General features: G+C 37.2%; 13 protein-coding genes, 15 tRNA genes and 3 rRNA genes. 3 read left to right on the plus strand and 28 right to left on the minus strand.

The window, feature by feature from the left end:
* From QO263_RS14845 to QO263_RS14855, 3 genes are all read right to left on the minus strand, one after another.
* Window positions 1-1050 carry a phage tail sheath C-terminal domain-containing protein gene (locus tag QO263_RS14845; protein WP_285623025.1) on the minus strand — a complete coding sequence of 350 codons (1050 nt, stop codon included), beginning with the start codon at window positions 1048-1050 and terminating at the stop codon, window positions 1-3.
* A gap of 17 nt (window positions 1051-1067) precedes the next feature.
* Complete coding sequence (locus QO263_RS14850; protein WP_285623028.1) at window positions 1068-1475, minus strand: phage tail terminator family protein; 408 nt, start codon at window positions 1473-1475, stop codon at window positions 1068-1070.
* A gap of 478 nt (window positions 1476-1953) precedes the next feature.
* Window positions 1954-2418: a DUF722 domain-containing protein gene (locus QO263_RS14855; protein WP_285623031.1), complete on the minus strand. Its 465-nt coding sequence runs from the start codon at window positions 2416-2418 to the stop codon at window positions 1954-1956.
* A 438-nt stretch (window positions 2419-2856) separates the two neighbouring features.
* Here QO263_RS14855 and QO263_RS14860 point away from each other — a divergent pair, with 438 nt between their 5' ends.
* Together QO263_RS14860 and QO263_RS14865 are read left to right on the plus strand one after the other, a co-directional pair.
* Window positions 2857-3183, plus strand: a complete 327-nt coding sequence (locus tag QO263_RS14860) for a helix-turn-helix domain-containing protein (RefSeq protein WP_285623033.1) — start codon at window positions 2857-2859, stop codon at window positions 3181-3183.
* Window positions 3184-3205: 22 nt separating this feature from the next.
* Complete coding sequence (locus QO263_RS14865; protein WP_285623035.1) at window positions 3206-3667, plus strand: ImmA/IrrE family metallo-endopeptidase; 462 nt, start codon at window positions 3206-3208, stop codon at window positions 3665-3667.
* A gap of 611 nt (window positions 3668-4278) precedes the next feature.
* Here QO263_RS14865 and QO263_RS14870 read toward each other — a convergent pair.
* The 24 genes from QO263_RS14870 to QO263_RS14985 all read right to left on the minus strand — a co-directional run bounded on the left by QO263_RS14870 (window position 4279) and on the right by QO263_RS14985 (window position 19194).
* Window positions 4279-4355 (minus strand) — tRNA-Arg (locus QO263_RS14870).
* A 5-nt stretch (window positions 4356-4360) separates the two neighbouring features.
* A tRNA-Cys gene (locus QO263_RS14875) sits at window positions 4361-4435 on the minus strand.
* Window positions 4436-4444: 9 nt separating this feature from the next.
* Window positions 4445-4520, minus strand: a tRNA-Gln gene (locus tag QO263_RS14880).
* 96 nt (window positions 4521-4616) lie between these two features.
* Window positions 4617-4693, minus strand: a tRNA-His gene (locus QO263_RS14885).
* 32 nt (window positions 4694-4725) lie between these two features.
* Window positions 4726-4799: transfer RNA gene (locus QO263_RS14890), tRNA-Gly, on the minus strand.
* Window positions 4800-4838: 39 nt separating this feature from the next.
* Window positions 4839-4913 (minus strand) — tRNA-Gly (locus QO263_RS14895).
* 42 nt (window positions 4914-4955) lie between these two features.
* Window positions 4956-5041, minus strand: a tRNA-Tyr gene (locus QO263_RS14900).
* 97 nt (window positions 5042-5138) lie between these two features.
* Window positions 5139-5214 (minus strand) — tRNA-Thr (locus QO263_RS14905).
* 153 nt (window positions 5215-5367) lie between these two features.
* Window positions 5368-5444: transfer RNA gene (locus QO263_RS14910), tRNA-Asp, on the minus strand.
* Window positions 5445-5476: 32 nt separating this feature from the next.
* A tRNA-Val gene (locus QO263_RS14915) sits at window positions 5477-5552 on the minus strand.
* 65 nt (window positions 5553-5617) lie between these two features.
* Window positions 5618-5692, minus strand: a tRNA-Glu gene (locus QO263_RS14920).
* 68 nt (window positions 5693-5760) lie between these two features.
* A tRNA-Met gene (locus QO263_RS14925) sits at window positions 5761-5837 on the minus strand.
* A 41-nt stretch (window positions 5838-5878) separates the two neighbouring features.
* Window positions 5879-5954 (minus strand) — tRNA-Met (locus tag QO263_RS14930).
* Window positions 5955-5976: 22 nt separating this feature from the next.
* A tRNA-Leu gene (locus QO263_RS14935) sits at window positions 5977-6065 on the minus strand.
* A gap of 7 nt (window positions 6066-6072) precedes the next feature.
* A tRNA-Asn gene (locus QO263_RS14940) sits at window positions 6073-6147 on the minus strand.
* 5 nt (window positions 6148-6152) lie between these two features.
* Window positions 6153-6269, minus strand: a 5S ribosomal RNA gene (rrf, locus tag QO263_RS14945).
* A gap of 233 nt (window positions 6270-6502) precedes the next feature.
* A 23S ribosomal RNA gene (locus tag QO263_RS14950) occupies window positions 6503-9565 on the minus strand.
* 161 nt (window positions 9566-9726) lie between these two features.
* Window positions 9727-11257, minus strand: a 16S ribosomal RNA gene (locus QO263_RS14955).
* The 16S, 23S and 5S rRNA genes sit together here with 15 tRNA genes alongside, the layout of an rRNA operon.
* A gap of 757 nt (window positions 11258-12014) precedes the next feature.
* Complete coding sequence (locus tag QO263_RS14960) at window positions 12015-12590, minus strand: indolepyruvate oxidoreductase subunit beta (protein WP_285623038.1); 576 nt, start codon at window positions 12588-12590, stop codon at window positions 12015-12017.
* Between the two features lies 1 nt (window position 12591).
* On the minus strand, window positions 12592-14367 hold the full coding sequence (gene iorA, locus QO263_RS14965; protein WP_285623041.1) for an indolepyruvate ferredoxin oxidoreductase subunit alpha: 1776 nt from the start codon (window positions 14365-14367) through the stop codon (window positions 12592-12594).
* Window positions 14368-14415: 48 nt separating this feature from the next.
* On the minus strand, window positions 14416-15324 hold the full coding sequence (locus tag QO263_RS14970) for a bifunctional enoyl-CoA hydratase/phosphate acetyltransferase (protein ID WP_285623043.1): 909 nt from the start codon (window positions 15322-15324) through the stop codon (window positions 14416-14418).
* 133 nt (window positions 15325-15457) lie between these two features.
* Window positions 15458-16591 (minus strand): tetratricopeptide repeat protein, encoded by a 1134-nt coding sequence (locus QO263_RS14975; protein ID WP_285623045.1) that lies wholly within the window; start codon window positions 16589-16591, stop codon window positions 15458-15460.
* Window positions 16592-16630: 39 nt separating this feature from the next.
* Entirely contained in the window at window positions 16631-17407 is a 777-nt protein-coding gene (locus QO263_RS14980) for a hypothetical protein (protein WP_285623049.1), read from the minus strand.
* A 5-nt stretch (window positions 17408-17412) separates the two neighbouring features.
* Entirely contained in the window at window positions 17413-19194 is a 1782-nt protein-coding gene (locus tag QO263_RS14985; RefSeq protein ID WP_285623052.1) for a B12-binding domain-containing radical SAM protein, read from the minus strand.
* A 342-nt stretch (window positions 19195-19536) separates the two neighbouring features.
* Here QO263_RS14985 and QO263_RS14990 point away from each other — a divergent pair, with 342 nt between their 5' ends.
* Window positions 19537-19737, plus strand: a complete 201-nt coding sequence (locus QO263_RS14990; RefSeq protein ID WP_285623054.1) for a hypothetical protein — start codon at window positions 19537-19539, stop codon at window positions 19735-19737.
* Window positions 19738-19780: 43 nt separating this feature from the next.
* Here the strand turns inward: QO263_RS14990 and QO263_RS14995 are convergent, their stop codons facing one another.
* The gene (locus QO263_RS14995; RefSeq protein ID WP_285623057.1) at window positions 19781-20818 is read right to left on the minus strand and encodes a hypothetical protein; all 1038 of its coding nucleotides are present in this window, start codon (window positions 20816-20818) and stop codon (window positions 19781-19783) included.
* Between the last annotated feature and the right edge of the window lie 26 nt (window positions 20819-20844).

The raw sequence follows: 20844 nt of genomic DNA on the forward strand, positions 1-20844 counted from the left end.
TTATGATAAATTAACTGTAATATACATTTTCTCAACACTATCTACTGGTTGGATATAACAATCAATAACAACCGCATCCGAATCTATTCCTTGATTAACTGTAACATCTTCCGGTATAAAGTTTTGAATTGCATTTAATCTCTGCAACTCATTGAAATATTCAATTAGCGTTGCCCTTAATAAGGACCTACCATCACCATTATTATTTATTTTACCAACATAACTAGATTCAAATATCTCAACAATATCATTATTGATTCCGTCAATAGTTCTAATCACTCTATTTTTAGCAAATTGTTTCCCTTTATCTGCTGTAACAGTCGTTAAAGAGTTAACGTCATATACTGCTGTAACATTTTGAGCTGTGTCAACTTTAAAAATGAATTCTCCTGCAGTAATAGCTGTCTCCATTTCTGACTTAGTCATTCTAGGTACTACATCAATAGCACCTAAATATTTTCTTCCAGTGTTAGACTGGTTGATGTTTGCCCCTGCTGTAACCCCGGCAACCCATGCAGTAGCTTGAGCTGGCGTTAGTATTACCCCATCTGCAAATTTAACTCCATGAGTTACATTGATAACACCTTCATAGTCACCTTTGTAATTAGCTAAAACCACTTGAGATTTAATACCCTCATCATCTCTCATAGCTTTAATCCATGTAGCTATAGCAAGCTTATTAGATTCATATGCTTCATCATCATATGGGTAGCAAAGAGTATTAAATATTTCAGTTTTCAATGTATTTAATGCAACTGTAATCTCTGCTTCTGTATGAGCTACTTCGCCTAAATTATAAATAATAACTGTCTTTGCACCTTTTAAAACTTCATTTGCAAGCAATTTATCTGTAGATGTAGTACCTTCTGGATATTTACTTGTATCAGTAGTACTAATCTTATACATTTCTCCTTTTGCTCCTACACTCATTTCTTGAAGCAATACCACTATTCCTCTATCACCTGGGGTAATAGATAGTGGAGCATTTGTTAAAAAATTAATGTAAGCACCAGGTAAGATTTTATTTTGACTTGTCCATGTTCCTCCCATGATAATCCTCCATTCTCCTAAATATTAGTTGTTGTTTGTTGTGTCTGCATTTTAATTTCTTCCTCTCGCCTAATCTCTGAATAATTTATGTCAAATTTAAAATGCAGTACATTGTCTGTTATTGTAGCTTGTTTATTTAAAGCTCTGTAAGTTCCTATCAAATCAAATGTCCTAATTAAATTTAGTTGTACTTCTAAGCAATCTGATTTTATCTCTGTAGTCGATTTATCGCTGAAATAAGCCACATCAAAAGAAATTATGCTTTTATATTTGCTATTCAACCGCTTATTGTACTTCTGATCTATGAGTTTAATTAAAAATGATTTTTTCTCGAAATTTTCAGGAACATTTTCATCATAGATTGTATATTCTGGATATAATTTTAACAGTTTATTTATTATAGACTGCTTAATGCTATTTATCATATTTTCTATTCACCCCCTTAACTTCTTTCTTAAACTCTGTTGTTTATCTCTTTCCTTGCTTAAATTTCAAGCTATATTTTAGTTTCTATTACTTAATTGTACTTATCTTTAGTAATTAGATGTTTATGTTTTACCTTATTAATTTGTCTACTCTTTCATTAGTCTTTGTCTTCTCTATTTCTGTGTTTTAAAATTTTTCTTTTTTACTAATCCATTTATATCCCTCCATACTCTTTATTGGCCGATGTCAGTCCTAGGCTCTTGTTCTTTATACTCTGTACATATCATCTACTTTAAAAAATTTCTCACCTCTATTCCATATATTCAAAAACTAGAAAAGGACTAAGTAAAGCAACCCTAGTCCTAATAAAATGCAGTATACTATCTTAATTAATTTTTTTGTGAACCTGAACTGATATCTGCCTAATATCATAATACTATATTTTTTCACTAGAAAGGGGACATAAGTGGGACATGATTACATAACTTCTTTCTCAAGTACTTTCTCTCCATATAATCCAACTGCCAGTTTTCTTATAGCTTCTGTCCTTATTCTTTTGCAATGTCTTTCACTATATTTAACCTCATATGCTATTTGCCACCATTGCCATCCTTCTATGTAATACATACTCACTATCTTTTGCTCTGTTTCTTTTAATTCTTCTAATAATCTATCTAATTTGTTTAGTTTCTCTAATAGCTTTTCTTTCCTCTTGATAATTAATTCTTCTTTTGCAATATTTCTCTCTGCTACGATCTCTGTCATACTGCTAATTTTATTTGTAGCACTTGTTTGTATTCCATCATAGCTTATCGCTGTCATTCCATCTTCATTTTTAAGTTCTTCTAGCTGTTTATCTGCTATTTCAATATTTATTTTAAGCATATTATAGTTATAGAGTAATCCTTCTATATTTTCATAATATTTGTCTTTTATTTTCATTTCGTAACCCTCCTTACCTTGTTATTTTGACTTCCCCAACCTTATGCTCCTCGCATCTAGTAATAAATCTTTTGCGCTTAGGACAATATCCTGTTTCGTACTTCCTACCTTATTTATATAATTCTATTTTCTTCTATCAATTTATTGAGCCATTCTGCAAATGTCCTTGTAATTATTTTATTATTCCTAGTTCTTGTTTCTATGAAAATCTTCTACCAGCTTGTACAGCTTCTAAGTCTCTGTACATAAACTCACCTCCTTCTTTTATGCAATTGCGTATTGTGTGTTTTCATTATATTCGCAACTGCATATTGTGTCAATAGCTTTTTCTTATAAAAATTTGGAATTGCGAATATTCTTGCTTTACATTTAAAGTAGAATAATGTAATATGTAATTACTTGATACGAAACATCGTATAGATTGAGGAGGAACATTTTGTGAAAAAAGCTAAAGTATTAAAAAAGTTAATTGAAGATACAGGTAGTATTAAGGCTTTTGCAGAAAAAGCAGACATACCGTACACCACTTTATATTCAATATTGGAAAGAGGAGTGGGAAAAGCTTCTGTAGATAATGTAATCAAAATATGTAAAACCTTAGGAATAACTGTCGAGGAAATGGAAGAGATGGCAAAAGGTGAGATAATGGAAAAAAACAAGCCTGCTACTATAGCTGCTCACTTAGATAAAGTAAAGCTTACAGAAGAAGAAGAAAAACAATTGAATGATTATATTCAATTTCTATTGTCTAGAAGAAAGAAATAAGCAATAATAAGGGGGATTTTTTATGACATATGAAGAGTTGGTTTTAGAAGCAGAGAATGAGGGAATAGAAATATTGGAGAACAATCGTATAGTTGGAATGAAAGGATTGTATGTAGATAATACAATAACTCTTAATTCTAACTTAAAAACTACTATAGAAAAAAAATGTATATTAGCAGAAGAATTAGGACATCATTACACTAGTTTTGGCAACATCATAGATCAATCTAAGGTTCCAAACAGAAAACAAGAAAGAAAAGCACGAGCTTGGGGATATGAAAGAATTGTTAGTATTCAAAAATTGATAGACGCTTCAAAATACGGTATTAGAAATAAATATGAGTTAGCTGAATACATAAATGTCACGGAAGAATACTTAGAAAATGTATTGAGTTATTATAAAGAGAAATATGGTCTTTATTATCAATTCAATAATCATATAATTTATTTTGACCCTCTAGCTGTCTATGAAAAATTTTTTTAATCTTGCAAGGAACGTATGTTCTGCATATGAAAATAGGAGATATTTCTAAAAAACAAAGGGAAAATGATAAAGAATTTTAGGGGTTAAATGAAAAACTAAATTCCATACTGCAAGAGTAATTTTGCAAGAGTAATTTCTATTTGACTAGAAATAAGTTATGCACATATTTTTGATTGTATATTGCAAGGAACATATATTATGTATATTTTTAAATTTTTTCCGGTATAATTTATAGGTACTGTTGATTGTCTGCCTGCGCAGGAAAAGAGGTTATCATGAGTTATATTGGTAGCAGGAACTTAATTAAATAATGAAATAAAGCTCAAAAAAATAGACATACCTTATAAAAAATTTCACGCTTCAAGGCAGACCTATGCTACTCGATTAATAACAAACGGAACACCTTTATTAACCAGTGTTCCGTTTGTTAGGTCATAGTTCCATAAAAACTACAGAAATATATACTCATGTTTTAGAAAGCACAAAAGCGAATCATGTACAGTCCTTGAACTCGCTATTCAAGTAGATTTTAAAACCAATTGGCTAAAAATTGGCTAAATCTGTTTTAGTACAAAATTCGCTTTCGCATAATTGAGCATTTTTAATTTGTTTGGTGTACCCAGAGGGATTCGAACCCCCGACCTTCTGATTCGTAGTCAGACACTCTATCCAGCTGAGCTATGAGTACTAATATGGAGGCGACACCCAGATTTGAACTGGGGAGTAAAGGTTTTGCAGACCTCTGCCTTACCACTTGGCTATGTCGCCATAATTATATGGCTGGGGTAGCAGGACTCGAACCTACGAATGCCAGAGTCAAAGTCTGGTGCCTTACCGACTTGGCTATACCCCAACAACTATAGGATCAATAATTAAGAATATCCTACAAAATCAATATTAATTTTTACACGAAAAACAACTGTCAGGATTAATATTTAGAATAAAAAAGTGGGGTGGATAATGGGATTCGAACCCATGGCCTCCAGAGCCACAATCTGGCGCTCTAACCAACTGAGCTATAACCACCATAATATATCAATTATATCTTTCACAAAAAATGGAGCGGGTGAAGGGAATCGGACCCTCGCAACCAGCTTGGAAGGCTGGGGCTCTACCACTGAGCTACACCCGCACAATTAATTAGTCTTATATGATGAATACATAATCGAATTGGAGCGGAAGACGAGATTCGAACTCGCGACCCTCGCCTTGGCAAGGCGATGCTCTACCACTGAGCCACTTCCGCATAATACAATTGTTTTTTATATCTGGATTCTTATATATTTATTGGTGGAGGGGACTGGATTCGAACCAGTGAAAGCACAGCTAACGGATTTACAGTCCGTCCCCTTTGGCCAACTCGGGAACCCCTCCGATTTCGCAGTCTCGCAACACAAATTTGGTACTCGTTGCGTTTGACCTACCATCGATTTTCCGATAAAAACGTCCAGAAAATCGGGTTAGGTCATAATGGAGCTGGTGAAAGGAATTGAACCCTCAACCTACTGATTACAAGTCAGTTGCTCTGCCAATTGAGCTACACCAGCATATTGTCTTTACTTCTCGGATCAACCTTTTTACTGCATTAACTCCTTATAAGCAACTAAGCGATTCACACCAAACCAAAAGCATGGTTTGGGTTCTCTGCTTATGCCAATTGAGCTACACCAGCGTATTTGTCCTACATAGTAGAAATTTATTGGCGACCTGGAAGGGACTCGAACCCTCGACCTCCAGCGTGACAGGCTGGCATTCTAACCAACTGAACTACCAGGCCAACTAAAATTCATATAAACCTTCTATAGAAAATGGTGGGCGCAATAGGGCTCGAACCTATGACCCCCTGCTTGTAAGGCAGGTGCTCTCCCAGCTGAGCTATGCGCCCATAATTTTAGATGTTCAATCTAGTATGGTCTTAACAGATCTCCTATCATGAACTTAAATTAAGGTTGGTGACCCTACCGGGATTCGAACCCGGGTTACCGCCGTGAAAGGGCGATGTCTTAACCGCTTGACCATAGGGCCTTATTTAAATGTTGAAATCAGTCCTAATGGACACTCCTATTTATCGTCCCACAGACGGATATTAAGGTTGGTAGCGGCGAACGGATTTGAACCGCTGACACTGCGGGTATGAACCGCATGCTCTAGCCAACTGAGCTACGCCGCCATGATTAAAAATTACATTAGTCCATCTGGACAGAAATATTATGGTTGCGGGGGCCGGATTTGAACCGACGACCTCCGGGTTATGAGCCCGACGAGCTACCAGCTGCTCCACCCCGCGATGTATATTTAATTATAGTAATTGGTGCCGGGAACCGGAATCGAACCGGTACGATCTTTGGGGATCGCAGGATTTTAAGTCCTGTGCGTCTGCCTGTTCCGCCACCCCGGCATTTTGCTGGCTCCTGGGGTGGGACTCGAACCCACAACCTACCGGTTAACAGCCGGTTGCTCCGCCGTTGAGCTACCCAGGAATACCATCCAGCAACGTCCTACTCTCCCAGGCGGTTTCCCACCAAGTACCATCAGCGCTGAAGGGCTTAACTTCTGTGTTCGGTATGGGAACAGGTGTGACCCCTTCGCTATTGTCACTGGATACGAGTAACTGAAATCTATGATTTCTTCTCTCTATACTTAGCATTGACTAAGTATGTTATTTATTTTTTAGGAACAAGATTTAGTATAGCATATTTTTCGCTACTTGTCAAACCTTTTTTATCAAGGTAATTTGATTCTTTTTCAGTCATTAAGTAGCTATTCACACAATCTTAAAAAGCGTTAAGATTGGTTCTCTGCTTGTACCTTAAAAACTACACAGCGTCCATATTTCTGGTCAAGCCCTCGACCTATTAGTATCGTTTAGCTTAAAGCATTGCTGCTCTTACACCTACGACCTATCAACCAGTTAGTCTTTCTGGGGTCTTACTCTGTTTACCAGATGGGAAATCTTTTCTTAAGGGGGGCTTCGCGCTTAGATGCCTTCAGCGCTTATCCCTACCAGACTTGGCTACTCAGCCATGCCCTTGGCAGGACAACTGATACACTAGTGGTCTGTCCATTCCGGTCCTCTCGTACTAGGAACAGCTCCTTTCAAATTTCCTACGCCCACGACAGATAGGGACCGAACTGTCTCACGACGTTCTGAACCCAGCTCGCGTGCCTCTTTAATGGGCGAACAGCCCAACCCTTGGAACCTGCTACAGCTCCAGGATGAGACGAGCCGACATCGAGGTGCCAAACCTCCCCGTCGATGTGGACTCTTGGGGGAGATAAGCCTGTTATCCCCGGGGTAGCTTTTATCCGTTGAGCGATGGCCCTTCCACTCGGCGCCACCGGATCACTAAGTCCAACTTTCGTTCCTGCTCGACTTGTGGGTCTCGCAGTCAAGCTCCCTTCTGCCTTTACACTCTTCGCACGATTTCCGACCGTGCTGAGGGAACCTTTGAGCGCCTCCGTTACTTTTTAGGAGGCGACCGCCCCAGTCAAACTGCCCAACTGACAGTGTCCCAAGACCAGTTTCATGGCCTATGGTTAGAACTTCAGTATCATAAGGGTGGTATCCCAACGACGACTCCACCAATGCTGGCGCACTGATTTCTCTGTCTCCCACCTATTCTGTACATAGGATACCAAAATCCAATGTCAGCTTGCAGTAAAGCTCCACGGGGTCTTTCCGTCTAGTCGCGGGTAACTCGCATCTTCACGAGTACTACAATTTCACCGGATCTCTTGTTGAGACAGTGCCCAGATCGTTACACCTTTCGTGCGGGTCGGAACTTACCCGACAAGGAATTTCGCTACCTTAGGACCGTTATAGTTACGGCCGCCGTTTACTGGGGCTTAAGTTCTTACCTTCGCTTGCGCTAAGCATTCCCCTTAACCTTCCAGCACCGGGCAGGTGTCAGCCCCTATACTTCATCTTTCGATTTAGCAGAGACCTGTGTTTTTGGTAAACAGTCGCCTGGGCCTATTCACTGCGGCCGAAGGAGGCTTATGTGGCTTGCACTTCACCTCCCTCGGCACCCCTTCTCCCGAAGTTACGGGGTTAATTTGCCGAGTTCCTTAACAAGAGTTCTTCCGCTCATCTTAGGATTCTCTCCTCGCCTACCTGTGTCGGTTTGCGGTACGGGTACCTTTAGGCTTGATAGAAGCTTTTCTTGGCAGTGTGGATTCAGTTAGTTCGCTACTTGTATTTCGCTCCCCATCACTTCTCAGGATATTGTACCTACGGATTTGCCTTTAGATACTCCCTACTTGCTTAGGCACACTCAACCAACGGTGTGCTTAACCTATCCTCCTGCGTCACTCCTTCTCTTTTAGCGCCTTCTGGTAGTACAGGAATTTCAACCTGTTGTCCATCGCCTACGCCTTTTGGCCTGGGCTTAGGTCCCGACTAACCCTGAGTGGACGAGCCTTCCTCAGGAAACCTTAGGCTTTCGATGGGTGAGATTCTCACTCACCTCTCGCTACTCATGCCAACATTCTCTCTTGTATACTGTCCACTACTCCTTTCGGTATAGCTTCTACCTGTATACAATGCTCCTCTACCACTGTCGTAGATTCAATGCTACCCTTAAGTTTTCACTTAACTAGAATCTGGCCGAAGGCTTTTATTGTAGCCTTTTGTGGCCTTCGGCAAAGCTTTCTTTGCCCTTTACTTTAAGAGTAATATTGAATCTACGACAATCCACATCTTCGGTGACTAGTTTGAGCCCCGGTAATCTTCGGCGCAAGACCACTCGACCAGTGAGCTATTACGCACTCTTTGAATGTGTGGCTGCTTCTAAGCCAACATCCTGGTTGTCTGTGTAGTCTTACATCCTTTCCCACTTAACTTGTACTTTGGGACCTTAGATGGTGGTCTGGGCTGTTTCCCTTTTGACTATGAAACTTATCTCACATAGTCTGACTCCCAAGTATATGACTGTGGCATTCGGAGTTTGATAGGTTTTGGTAACGCATGCGCGCCCCTAGACCAGTCAGTGCTCTACCTCCACGTCACTTTCCTTGAGGCTAGCCCTAAAGCTATTTCGAGGAGAACCAGCTATATCCGGGTTCGATTGGAATTTCACCGCTACCCACAGGTCATCCGATAGCTTTTAAACGCTAAGCGGTTCGGTCCTCCATTGAGTTTTACCTCAACTTCAACCTGCCCATGGGTAGGTCACCCGGTTTCGGGTCTACGACATGCAACTTAATCGCCCTATTTAGACTCGGTTTCCCTACGGCTCCATACCTTAAGTACTTAACCTTGCTGCATATCGTAACTCGTTGGCCCGTTCTACAAAAGTACGCGGTCGTTCATATATAGAACTTCCACTGCTTGTAAACATAGGGTTTCAGGTTCTTTTTCACTCCCCTCCGGGGTTCTTTTCACCTTTCCCTCACGGTACTATTCTCTATCGGTCACTAGGTAGTATTTAGCCTTGGGGGGTGGGCCCCCCTGCTTCCCACAAGGTTTCTCGTGTCTCGTGGTACTCTGGATCTCAGCTGGCGGGTTTTCTATTTCGTATACTGGACTTTCACCTTCTGTGGTGGGCCTTTCCAGACCTCTTCTACTATAGATTATCCCTACCGTTTTGCTGGTCCGCAACCCCAGTAAAGTTACCTCTACTGGTTTGGGCTCTTCCCCGTTCGCTCGCCGCTACTTAGGGAATCGATGTTTCTTTCTCTTCCTCAGGGTACTTAGATGTTTCAGTTCCCCTGGTCTGCCTTCTATCTACCTATGGATTCAGTAGATGATTCCTAAGGTTCTCCTTAGGTGGGTTTCCCCATTCGGATATCTACGGATCTATGTCTACTTGCGACTCCCCGTAGCATTTCGGTGCTTATCCCGTCCTTCTTCGGCTCCTAGTGCCAAGGCATTCACCCTATGCTCTTAGTATCTTGACCAGATAAAAATTGTAGCTTTATTTATCAATTCTGTATTGATTTTAAAACTTTCTTACGCTGTGTAGTTTTCAAGGTACAAGTTGACAACCTGTGTTGTCAATTAAGTTGAAAGACTTTGTTAGCCTCTCAAAACTGAACAGTGAAAAGGTACTTCTCCTTAGAAAGGAGGTGATCCAGCCGCACCTTCCGATACGGCTACCTTGTTACGACTTCACCCCAATCATCGATCCCACCTTCGACAGCTGCCTCCTTTCGGTTAGCTCACTGGCTTCGGGTGTTACCGACTCTCATGGTGTGACGGGCGGTGTGTACAAGACCCGGGAACGCATTCACCGCGACGTGCTGATTCGCGATTACTAGCAACTCCGACTTCATGTAGGCGAGTTGCAGCCTACAATCCGAACTGGGATCGGCTTATTGGGATTTGCTTAACTTCACAGTCTTGCTTCCCGTTGTACCGACCATTGTAGCACGTGTGTAGCCCAGGACATAAGGGGCATGATGATTTGACGTCATCCCCACCTTCCTCCGGTTTGTCACCGGCAGTCCCTCTAGAGTTATCAGCTTTACCTGTTATCAACTAAAGGCAAGGGTTGCGCTCGTTGCGGGACTTAACCCAACATCTCACGACACGAGCTGACGACAACCATGCACCACCTGTCTCCTCTGTATCCGAAGATAAAGGATTATCTCTAATCCGATCAGAGGGATGTCAAGCCCTGGTAAGGTTCTTCGCGTTGCGTCGAATTAAACCACATGCTCCGCTGCTTGTGCGGGTCCCCGTCAATTCCTTTGAGTTTCAGTCTTGCGACCGTACTCCCCAGGCGGAGTGCTTAATGCGTTAGCTGCGGCACTGATGGATGTCTCCACCAACACCTAGCACTCATCGTTTACGGCGTGGACTACCAGGGTATCTAATCCTGTTCGCTACCCACGCTTTCGTGCATCAGCGTCAGTTGCAGTCCAGAGAGTCGCCTTCGCCACTGGTGTTCCTCTTAATATCTACGCATTTCACCGCTACACTAGGAATTCCACTCTCCTCTCCTGCACTCAAGCCCTTTAGTTTCAAATGCTAACTACGGTTAAGCCGTAGCCTTTCACATCTGACTTAAAAGGCCGCCTACGCACCCTTTACGCCCAGTAATTCCGGATAACGCTCGCCCCCTACGTATTACCGCGGCTGCTGGCACGTAGTTAGCCGGGGCTTCCTCCTAAGGTACCGTCCGTTTCTTCCCTTAGGACAGAGCTTTACGACCCGAAGGCCTTCTTCGCTCACGCGGCGTCGCTGCATCAGGGTTTCCCCCATTGTGCAATATTCCCCACTGCTGCCTCCCGTAGGAGTCTGGACCGTGTCTCAGTTCCAGTGTGGCCGTTCACCCTCTCAGGCCGGCTACTGATCGTCGCCTTAGTGAGCCGTTACCTCACCAACTAGCTAATCAGACGCGGGACCATCCCATACCGATAAATCTTTGACTCACGTATCATGCGATACTTGAGCTTCATGGGGTATTAATCCCGGTTTCCCGAGGCTATCCCCCTGTATAGGGCAGGTTTCCCACGCGTTACTCACCCGTCCGCCACTAACTATATTAATTTCAATCCGAAGACTTCCATTAATATAGTTCGTTCGACTTGCATGTGTTAAGCACGCCGCCAGCGTTCATCCTGAGCCAGGATCAAACTCTCATATAAAAGCTTTTTGTTCTCCTGTCACTCGTTATGACGTTGACATGTATTTTTAAGCGTATCTCAAAATTTGAAATTTTGGATGTTTGCTTGTGACTTCTCACTGTTCAGTTTTCAAAGACCAACTATTATTTCGCCCGTTAGGGTTATTGTTATGAGTGTCCGTTAGGACTCATTTTTTGTCATCAGCTTTAGGAGCCGACTTTTATTATGTTAACATTTTTATTATCTTTTGTCAACACTTTTTTATAATTTATTTTCGTTTTTCTTTTCTTGTCGTTTAGTGACGACTTCATTACTATAACAAATTTTATACAGACTGTCAATAGTTTTTTCTTTAACATTTGTTTAGAATCACTATCTAATTTCTTAGTTTTAACGACACAAGCAAATATATCATATTAGTATACTCATGGTCAATAGCATTTTATTCTTAACAACTCATAATTATTGTTCCACAGTAAGCTATGAATATGCAGGATGGCAGTCTCGCAACACAAATTTATTTGTTCGCTATCGCTCTCATAAATTTGGTGCTCGGTGCATTTGACCTACCAGCGATTTTCCGATAAACTCATTCGGAAAATCGGGTTAGGTCATAAGCAGTCTCGCAACACAAATTTATTTGTTCGCTATCGCTCTCATAAATTTGGTCCTAAGGGACACTCCTATTATAAACCTACAACAGGGTTGGTGCTCGGTGCATTCGACCTAAGTCGTAAAAATGGAGCTAAGGTTTATCCCTAGCTCCATTAATCAATCACTAAACCAACATTTTACCTATGTTAAATGCTTTCAGATTAATATCTACAAATTTTTCTTTTACCTCTTCCTTAATAACACTTTCCCAATCTATTTCATCTATACCCATTGCTTTAATAAGAGCTCCAAGCATAATCATATTTAGTGTTTTAATATTCCCTAATTCTTTTGCCTCTTTTGCCGCATCTATATTTATGGTTTTAACTTTTTCTTTTAAATCTTCAATTATTCCTTTTGGGTATTCTGCTTTTCCAGATAAAACTGGTGCAGGCGGTATAGCATAATCATTTACGACTATCTTTCCATTTGGTTTTAAGTATTCTATCCATCTCATAGCTTCCATCTTTTCAAAGGACACTATTATATCAGCCTGCCCGATACCTATTATTGGTGCATAAACTTTTTTCTCATACCTTATTTGTGTGGTTACACTGCCACCACGTTGTGCCATTCCGTGTACCTCAGACATCTTAACATCATATCCTGCATCAATAAGACCTTTAGATAAGACTTTACTAGCAAGTATTATTCCCTGTCCTCCTACCCCTACAAACAAAATATTTTTCACATCAGACATATTACTCACCCGCCTTTACTATTGCTTTAAATGGACATATTTGCAAGCATACATCACAGCCTACACACATAGATTCGTCAATTATTGAACCTATATTTGCATCAAATGATATAGCTGGACATCCAGCTTTAGTACACATCTTACATTTCCTACACTTTTCTCTATCAACTAAGCATTTAATTCTTTTGTTCAAGTTATATTCTTTTATTTCTTCTGTAGGTGATTTCTTTAGAACACAAGGCATCTTGGTTATTATTACCATAGGCTCATTTGTATTAAGTGCTTTATTAATAGCATCCTCGGTTTCTTTTAAATCTAATGGATTTACTACAGCTATGTTCTTAACCCCTATAGCCTCGCATAACTTTTCAATATCAATGTGTTCTGTTGCCTCTCCAGATAGAGTATATCCTGTTCCTGGGTTGTCTTGATGTCCTGTCATTCCTGTTATCCTATTATCAAGTATAATAGTTGCCACATTTCCTTTATTATAGATTACATTTATCAGGCTTGTGATGCCAGAATGGAAGAATGTAGAGTCTCCTATAACTCCAAATACCTTAGTATCTTTTCCACCCTTTTCGAAGGCTTTAGTAAATCCGTGCCCAGCACTTATGCTAGCCCCCATACATATACATGTATCCATGCTCTCTAGTGGTGGCGCTGAACCTAATGTATAGCATCCTATATCTCCTGTCACAACTGCATTTTTCTTTTTGCTAAGTACGTAGAACAATCCTCTATGTGGACAGCCTGCACACATTGTAGGTGGCCTTCCAACAACTTTTTCAGGACTTATATCTACTTTTTCAGGTTTTTTTCCTAACAATACTTCTGCTAATATATCTGGATTAAGCTCTCCCATAGCTGGAATAACATCTTTACCAATAACATTTATGCCCATGCTTCTAATTTCATCTTCTAAGTAAGGCTCTAATTCTTCTATTACATATAGCTTTTCTATTTGTTCAGCAAATTCTTTTATTTTTGCCTTTGGTACAGGGAATGTAAATCCTAATTTTAAGAATGAAGCATTGTCGCCAAAAACTTCTTTTGCATACTGATATGCTACTCCTGAAGTAATAACTCCTATTTTTCTGTCATTCCATTCTATCTTGTTTAATTCAGAATTATTGCTTAGTTCTTCTAACTTTATTAATCTTTCTTTTAGCAATAATCTACGTTTTTTTGCATTTGCAGGTGTGGCTACATATTTTGAAATATCCTTTTTATATTCTTTAATTCCAACTTCTTTTCTCTCTCCAATTTCCACTAAGCCTTTTCCATGACATATTCTTGTTGTAAGTCTTAGTAAAACTGGTGCATCATACTCCTCACTTATTTCATATGCAATTTTAACAAAATCCTTTGCTTCTTGGCTGTCACTAGGCTCTAGCATGGGAATCTTTGCAGACTTTGCATAGTATCTATTGTCTTGTTCATTTTGAGAGCTATGCATTCCTGGATCATCTGCTGATACAATTACACAGCCTCCATTGACTCCTGTATAGGCAAAGGTAAACAATGGATCTGCCGCTACATTAACACCTACATGCTTCATTGCAGCTATAGATCTTGCACCTGCTATAGAAGCTCCCACAACTACCTCTACAGCTACCTTTTCGTTCGGTGCCCACTCTGAATATATTTCTTTATGCATTGCTATGTTTTCTAGTATCTCAGTACTTGGAGTCCCTGGGTAAGCAGCAGCTACAGTTGCTCCTGCCTCATATGCCCCTAAGGCTACTGCTTCATTTCCAGTCAATAATCTTTTCATACTTTTACACCCCTTTATTTATAGTTTAAAAAGAATTCAAAGCATTATTTAATTAAGTTCAGAAATCATGCTTCCAAGAGCAATTGAATAGAGCTTTGCCTCATGAGAGTCAGCTCTAGATACTAAAACTATTGGAACCTTCGCTCCCATTACAATGCCTGCTGATTGGCTATTTGCAAAATAGGTTAAGCTTTTTCCAATTCCATTCCCTGTTTCGATATTAGGAACTAGTAGAATGTCTGCATCTCCTGCAACTTCACTATTGTAGCCTTTAATTTTTGCCGCTTCCTTTGAAACTGCTAAGTCAAGTGCCAAAGGTCCATCAATGATAACACCATCTTCAAATAGTCCACTTTCGCTCATTTTCTTTAGCTCATCAGCATGAATAGTGGCAATCATCTTAGGGTTTACTTTTTCTTTTGCAGCAATAGCAGCCACCTTTATTTTTTCATAACCAAGAGATTTGCAAACCTTCACAGCGTTTTTTACTATTTTTACTTTGTCTTCTAGATTTGGCTCTAAATTCATTCCTCCATCTGTTAAAAATACAAATTTATGATATGCTGGCACTTCGTATATCATTACATGACTGAGTAAGCTATCTGTTCTTAGTCCATATTCTCTGCTCAATACTTCCTTCAATAATATAGATGTATCTATTAATCCCTTCATAATAAAATCTGACTTGCCACTACTTACATGTTTTACTGCTATTTTCGCAGCTTCCGCTAAATCTTTTACGTCAATTCTTTCATAAGCCTCAATAGATAACCCCAGTTCCTTAGCTATCTGCTCAGTTTTTTCAATATCTCCGATTAATATGGGTTCTACTATTCCAATTAAAGCAGCTTCATGAACAGCCTTAAGTACTTCTTCATCTTGACAGGCAGCTACTGCTAATTTCTTCTTTGCTTGTCCTTTTGCATTTTCAATTAAGTCTGTTAAGTGTTTTAGCAAGTTATTCCCCCCTTTAAAATATGTAATAACCATCAGGGAAATCGTTTCCCAAACCTATTCTATCACAATAATATCTATTTGTTCAAAGTGTTTACAAAACCTTAAATGTTTTTAAATAAAAAAAGAATATGACCTAGGCCATACCCTTCATTTTTTCAAGCTCTTGTTTACATGAAATAGTTATTTCATCAGTACTACACTGTTCATAAGCAGTATTTATATCTTTTTCTGCATTTTCAATGTCGTTTATTTGTAAATATGCCATTCCTCTATTACATCTTATTTCATAGTCTTTGGGCTTTAATTCTATGGCCCTTGTAAAATTTGAGATTGCCTCGCTGTATTTTCCTATAAAAGCTTGGCAAAGTCCAAGTTCGTTTAGTGCTTCTACCTGATCAGGCACAAAATCAAGAACAGTCTCAAACTCTATAATAGCTTCCTCATACATGCCTATCTGCCTATATCCTAATCCAATCATGAAAAACAAGTTCCACCAATCAACATACCTTTCCTTTAGCGGCAAAAGCTTTTCTAAGCCTGCTTTTGGATTTCCAGATAAAATTAAATTATATCCTTCTTCATATATTACATCATCCTGAATTGTCTCTAAGTTTTCTCTTATTTCCTCTAGCATTTCAGTATCTTTTCCTAACTGAATGTATCTCTCCCACATTAAACTGCTTTTTACATATTGCTGGCTATTTTTATAATGGTAGCCTAACTTATAGTAAGCTAAATCAAAGCTTGGGCTTTCATTAATAATCTCCTCAAAAACATTTGTTGAACTTCTCAGAAAAACACTACCCATTTTATTGTTAACTGTAAATAATCTTCTGGCTTTTTCCTCTAAAGCAAGAGCATAATTGTATTTACCCATTAAATTTTTACTATTAATATGATACAAAGCTCTAAGCCAGACAATACCATCTTCAAAGGCATTTTCATTGACCTTTTTCAGTCCCATATAAAGTATATAATCTTCTATTTTTTCATCATAATGATAAACTATCTTTTTATATTGTTGACAAAATGCAAATCCTGGATCTGCTCCAATAATGTATATCATTCCATTAATAATAGAAGAAACCTTTACTTCATCCTTGGCTGTTCCCGTTTTTATTTCACTAATTAATTCATTTACAATTAATGGTAACGGTACTTCAGAGCCTATTTTATAATCCTTTATGAAAACCATTGAGTCAGGTTTTACCTCAATAAAAGAAATATTATCTGTCTTCTTAAGAAAGTATTCCCGTAATCCCTTCATATACCTCACCTGTCCTTTTTACGATAACTGCAAAGTTGATTATTTGTATAAATGCTGCATATATGCTCTTTTTCTTCTAGTACTTGTACTTAATGTATCAAATAAAATTCCTCTATATATCATAATAAAAGAAAACATAACTTGACCTATTACATAAAGCAGAATACCTCTTATAGAGAAGCTAAAAAAGTAACCAGAGCTTATAGCAAAAACATCTCTTATCACATTACCTGTAACTAGATAGAATAATCCTAGCATTATAACATTTGGTACAAACCATTCAATCCAATTTTCCTTTACAAAATTAAATGCATATGTTACCGTATCCCAAGCAGAGTAATGCTTTTGATATATAGACTCAGGTAGAGCATTCATCAATATTAAGACTAAAAGGCTTATTATAAAGCTTATGGTTCCTGAAAGCGATAAGTTCGCTGAATAAATTACAGGTCCTATAATCCTATCAAATAAAAAGCTAGCTACCCAGCCAATGAATAGAACCCCATATACCTTCCATAAGTACACTGTAAATCCATCCTTAAAATCTTGTATGGTAACTCTTCCATATCTAATTATTTGATTAAGAAGATATAGAAAGCTTGATATCATGGCACTAGTTGCTATAAAGGAGATAATCCCTGAAAAGAATCTCATAATAGGGATTCTAAAAATTATATTCATTACAATAATTAAGGCAATATTAAGTAAAGTATATACAAATCCAGTAAAAACAATTACCCAGTTGTTCAAGAATAGCTTAGAGGCTTTCTTTATTGTGCTTCTATTTACTAAAAGTAAATCCTTTAAAATATCCAAATCCATCACTCCTCTTTTAAAAATTCTTCGGTTACTTGAAAACACCTACATTTTTCAAATACTTTTCTATCATAATCATAGACAAATAATATATAGGTATCTGACAAAATATCGTGACCAAGCTTATAATTTTTCTCTCTGATTTTCAGTATATCATAATTAAACTTATCAATATATACTTCATTAATTATCTTTTTTGCAGGCACATCTAGATATTCAGGCAAATATTTTTCTAGGTTTGCCACGTTCTTTAAAAAATCATGTTTCTTATGCTTTGGTATATCTTCACTTGCTTTTCTCATAAAATTAGGAATAGTAGGAGATTTAGTATTATAAATAAAATCAAATCTAAGAATATCTTTAAATAATTCTATATGCTTAATTATATTGCTGCTATAGAATTCTAGAAGTATTCTATATAAATCTACTCTGCTATGGGCCTTACTATTAAGATTTTCCTTTTCCCAGTATTCAGAAAAAGATTCAAAGAAGTCGAAGGGCTTATGATAAAAATTATTCATTATAAAATTAATGCTATTTTCAAAATAAAGCTCATTCGCATATTTTTCTACTAAGTCCTCAATAGCCTTTAGCTTAATCATTTCCCCATAATTAACATAACTGCTTTCAAGTACCTCATAAGGCGGCCTATCTAAGAATTTATAGCCATACAAATCTTTTTTGCTTCTTAGCTCCGATCCCTTTAAAAGCTTTAAAAAACCTAGCTGTAGCTTTTCAGGTCTTAAAGAATAAATATCATTAAATGACTTTTTAAAGCTATTGATATCTTCATATGGCAGACCAGCTATTAAGTCTAAATGCTGGTGTATGTTATTGAAGCTTTTAATCTTCATTACCACATCCATTAGTTTTTCTGTATTAGTCACTCTGTCTATAGCCTCAAGGGTATGAGGGTTAGTTGACTGTACACCAATCTCAAATTGGAATAAGCCCTCAGGTACATTTTCTAAAAAGCTTAGAACATCATCATCTAATAAATGAGCAGTCACCTCGAAATGAAAGTTAATATTTTTTACATTCTGTCCAATAATAAATCTCATGATTTCCAAAGCATAATCTTTTTTTGCATTAAATGTTCTATCTACGAATTTGACTTGCTTAACCTTTGCATCTATTAGCTTTTTTAAATCTTCTTTAACTCTTTCAATTGAAAAAAATCTTACGCCCTTAATGGTAGATGAAAGACAAAACCTGCAATTAAAGGGGCAACCCCTTGAACTTTCGAAATAAACTATTCTATCTTTAAAATCCTCAAGACAGTCATCAAAAGGAGAAGGTATAATATCTAGGTTTTGTATTAATGGTCTAGATTCATTTATACGTACTTCCTTTCCATCCTTAAAGATAAGCCCCTTTATACTTTTAAAGCTATTATCCTTGCTCTCCAGTTTCAATAGCAGCTCTTTAAAAGTCTCTTCTCCTTCACCATAAATGATAAAATCAATAAAGGGATTATTTTTTATCAATTCCTCTCCATCAAAAGATACCTCTGGCCCACCTAATATAATCTTTATGTTAGGGCTAACCAGCTTTAGCGCTTCTGATATACGAAGTATGTCTTCTATATTCCAAATGTAGCAAGAAAAAGCCACTACATCAAGCTCCTTCTTAAATATATCCCCTATTATATAATCAATATTTTGGTTTATTGTATATTCCTCAATATCTATATCAGGAAAGGCATCCTTAGCAAAGCTTTTTAAATATCTTATTGAAAGAGAAGTATGTATAAACTTTGAATTTAAAGTTGTTATGAGTATTTTCATTGTAAAACCTTCTTTCACATTATTGCGTAATCACTATTTAGAATTGCTGCTTTATATAATTTTGAATATTATTAACTGACACGACAGATTGAATTATATCAGCAAATGTAGTTGGATATTTACATCTTATATTGTTAACACAATTTTTCAAGTTAATCTACTGGTTTCATACCAACTATATTATATCAGAGATATTATAATATTAGTATTTATCTATTGTACAAAAATTAAAAAGAATTCTTCCTAAAAAATTTGTAAATTGGTGAAGGTATTTATCGTTTTTTATAGAATAGTTAACTTAATAATTACATTAGTTTGCACTAGAGGAGGGGATTTAATAAAATGCAAGAATTCGAGAAAATATCAATTGCTGAAATTTCAAAAAAAGATATGTTGGTAATATTAGAAGCCCTTGAATATACAGGAAAAAACACTAATATTGATACTTTTCTGAAATTAAAGGATAACATTATTAGAGAATTAAGTGATTTAGCAGATACAAGTGAGGATGAATTCATAAAATATTTAAATAAAGATCTATAATATAGAGAAGTGGTTCTTTGACCACTTCTCTATATTTCTAATTTCATCTTTTTATGATTTTCCAAAATCTATAAATACCTGACTTTGTTCTTATAAAGCTTATTATTCTTTCAGGCTCATTTATTTTCCTTATGACTTGGCACTTCTTCAATAAAGTATGAAAAAATAGTTCTCCCTCTTTGTATTGAAACACATCAGGTAGTATGTATTTGTCTATTTTAAGGCTCTCAGCTGCAATTCTTCCTTTTCTTAATTTTCCCAAAAAACTGCAAAGATTTTTGATAAAATCCTCGTCCTTTAAAAGAACACCCTCGCAATTTGATTTTAACCCATTAAGACCACCAAGAAAAAAACTAGACAATTCACAAGCTTCTTGCTCTTCTAATATATTTAAAGATTGCTTTAAAATACTGTACCTCATTCCGTTATTTGCTCCATTTAATGTGCTAAGCAATTCAATACGTCTTCTTTCAAATTCAATAATATAATTTCCCTCATATGAATCTAATGAGAATCTAAAATTATTTGAATGTTCCTTGATAAAATCCTTCTGAGAAAAACAAATTATTTCTTCTTTAATTTTACTAGTCAAATCATCATAACTAATGCTTGGATTAGCAATGAGGATAAAAAGAAGCTTTGAAAGTGCTAAGCCTTCAAAAACAGATAGAATTTTACCAGAAGTATAAAGGATGCTCTTTAATATTTCACTTCTAGCCACTTCCCAATCTTCGTTTGCAAAGATTATAGGTGTGATTCTCGCCAGCATACTATCATCTTCATACTCCCAATAAGCTTTCTCATCATTATTTAGGCTCCCTAATAAGCAATTGTTTTCTCCATGCCTATAATAATACCATAGCTTTAACTCCTCGTTGAATCTTTCATAATCTATTATTGAACCGTGACTAGATTCATAAGGAACTAAGGATTTAATAGTAATAATCATAATTTCTACTATATAGGTCCACTGATTCCTGTCATATTCTAATGAATTGAATGAATTAAAAAGTTCTTTATATCTATATACTTCTTCACCACATCCACAAACTATAAATTTTTCTATATTAGTTTCAAGCATGCTAACACCCCTTAGTTAAGCTATAT

It is taken from the genome of Proteiniborus sp. MB09-C3, assembly GCF_030263895.1.
In the GTDB taxonomy this organism is placed as follows: Bacteria; Bacillota; Clostridia; order Tissierellales; family Proteiniboraceae; genus Proteiniborus.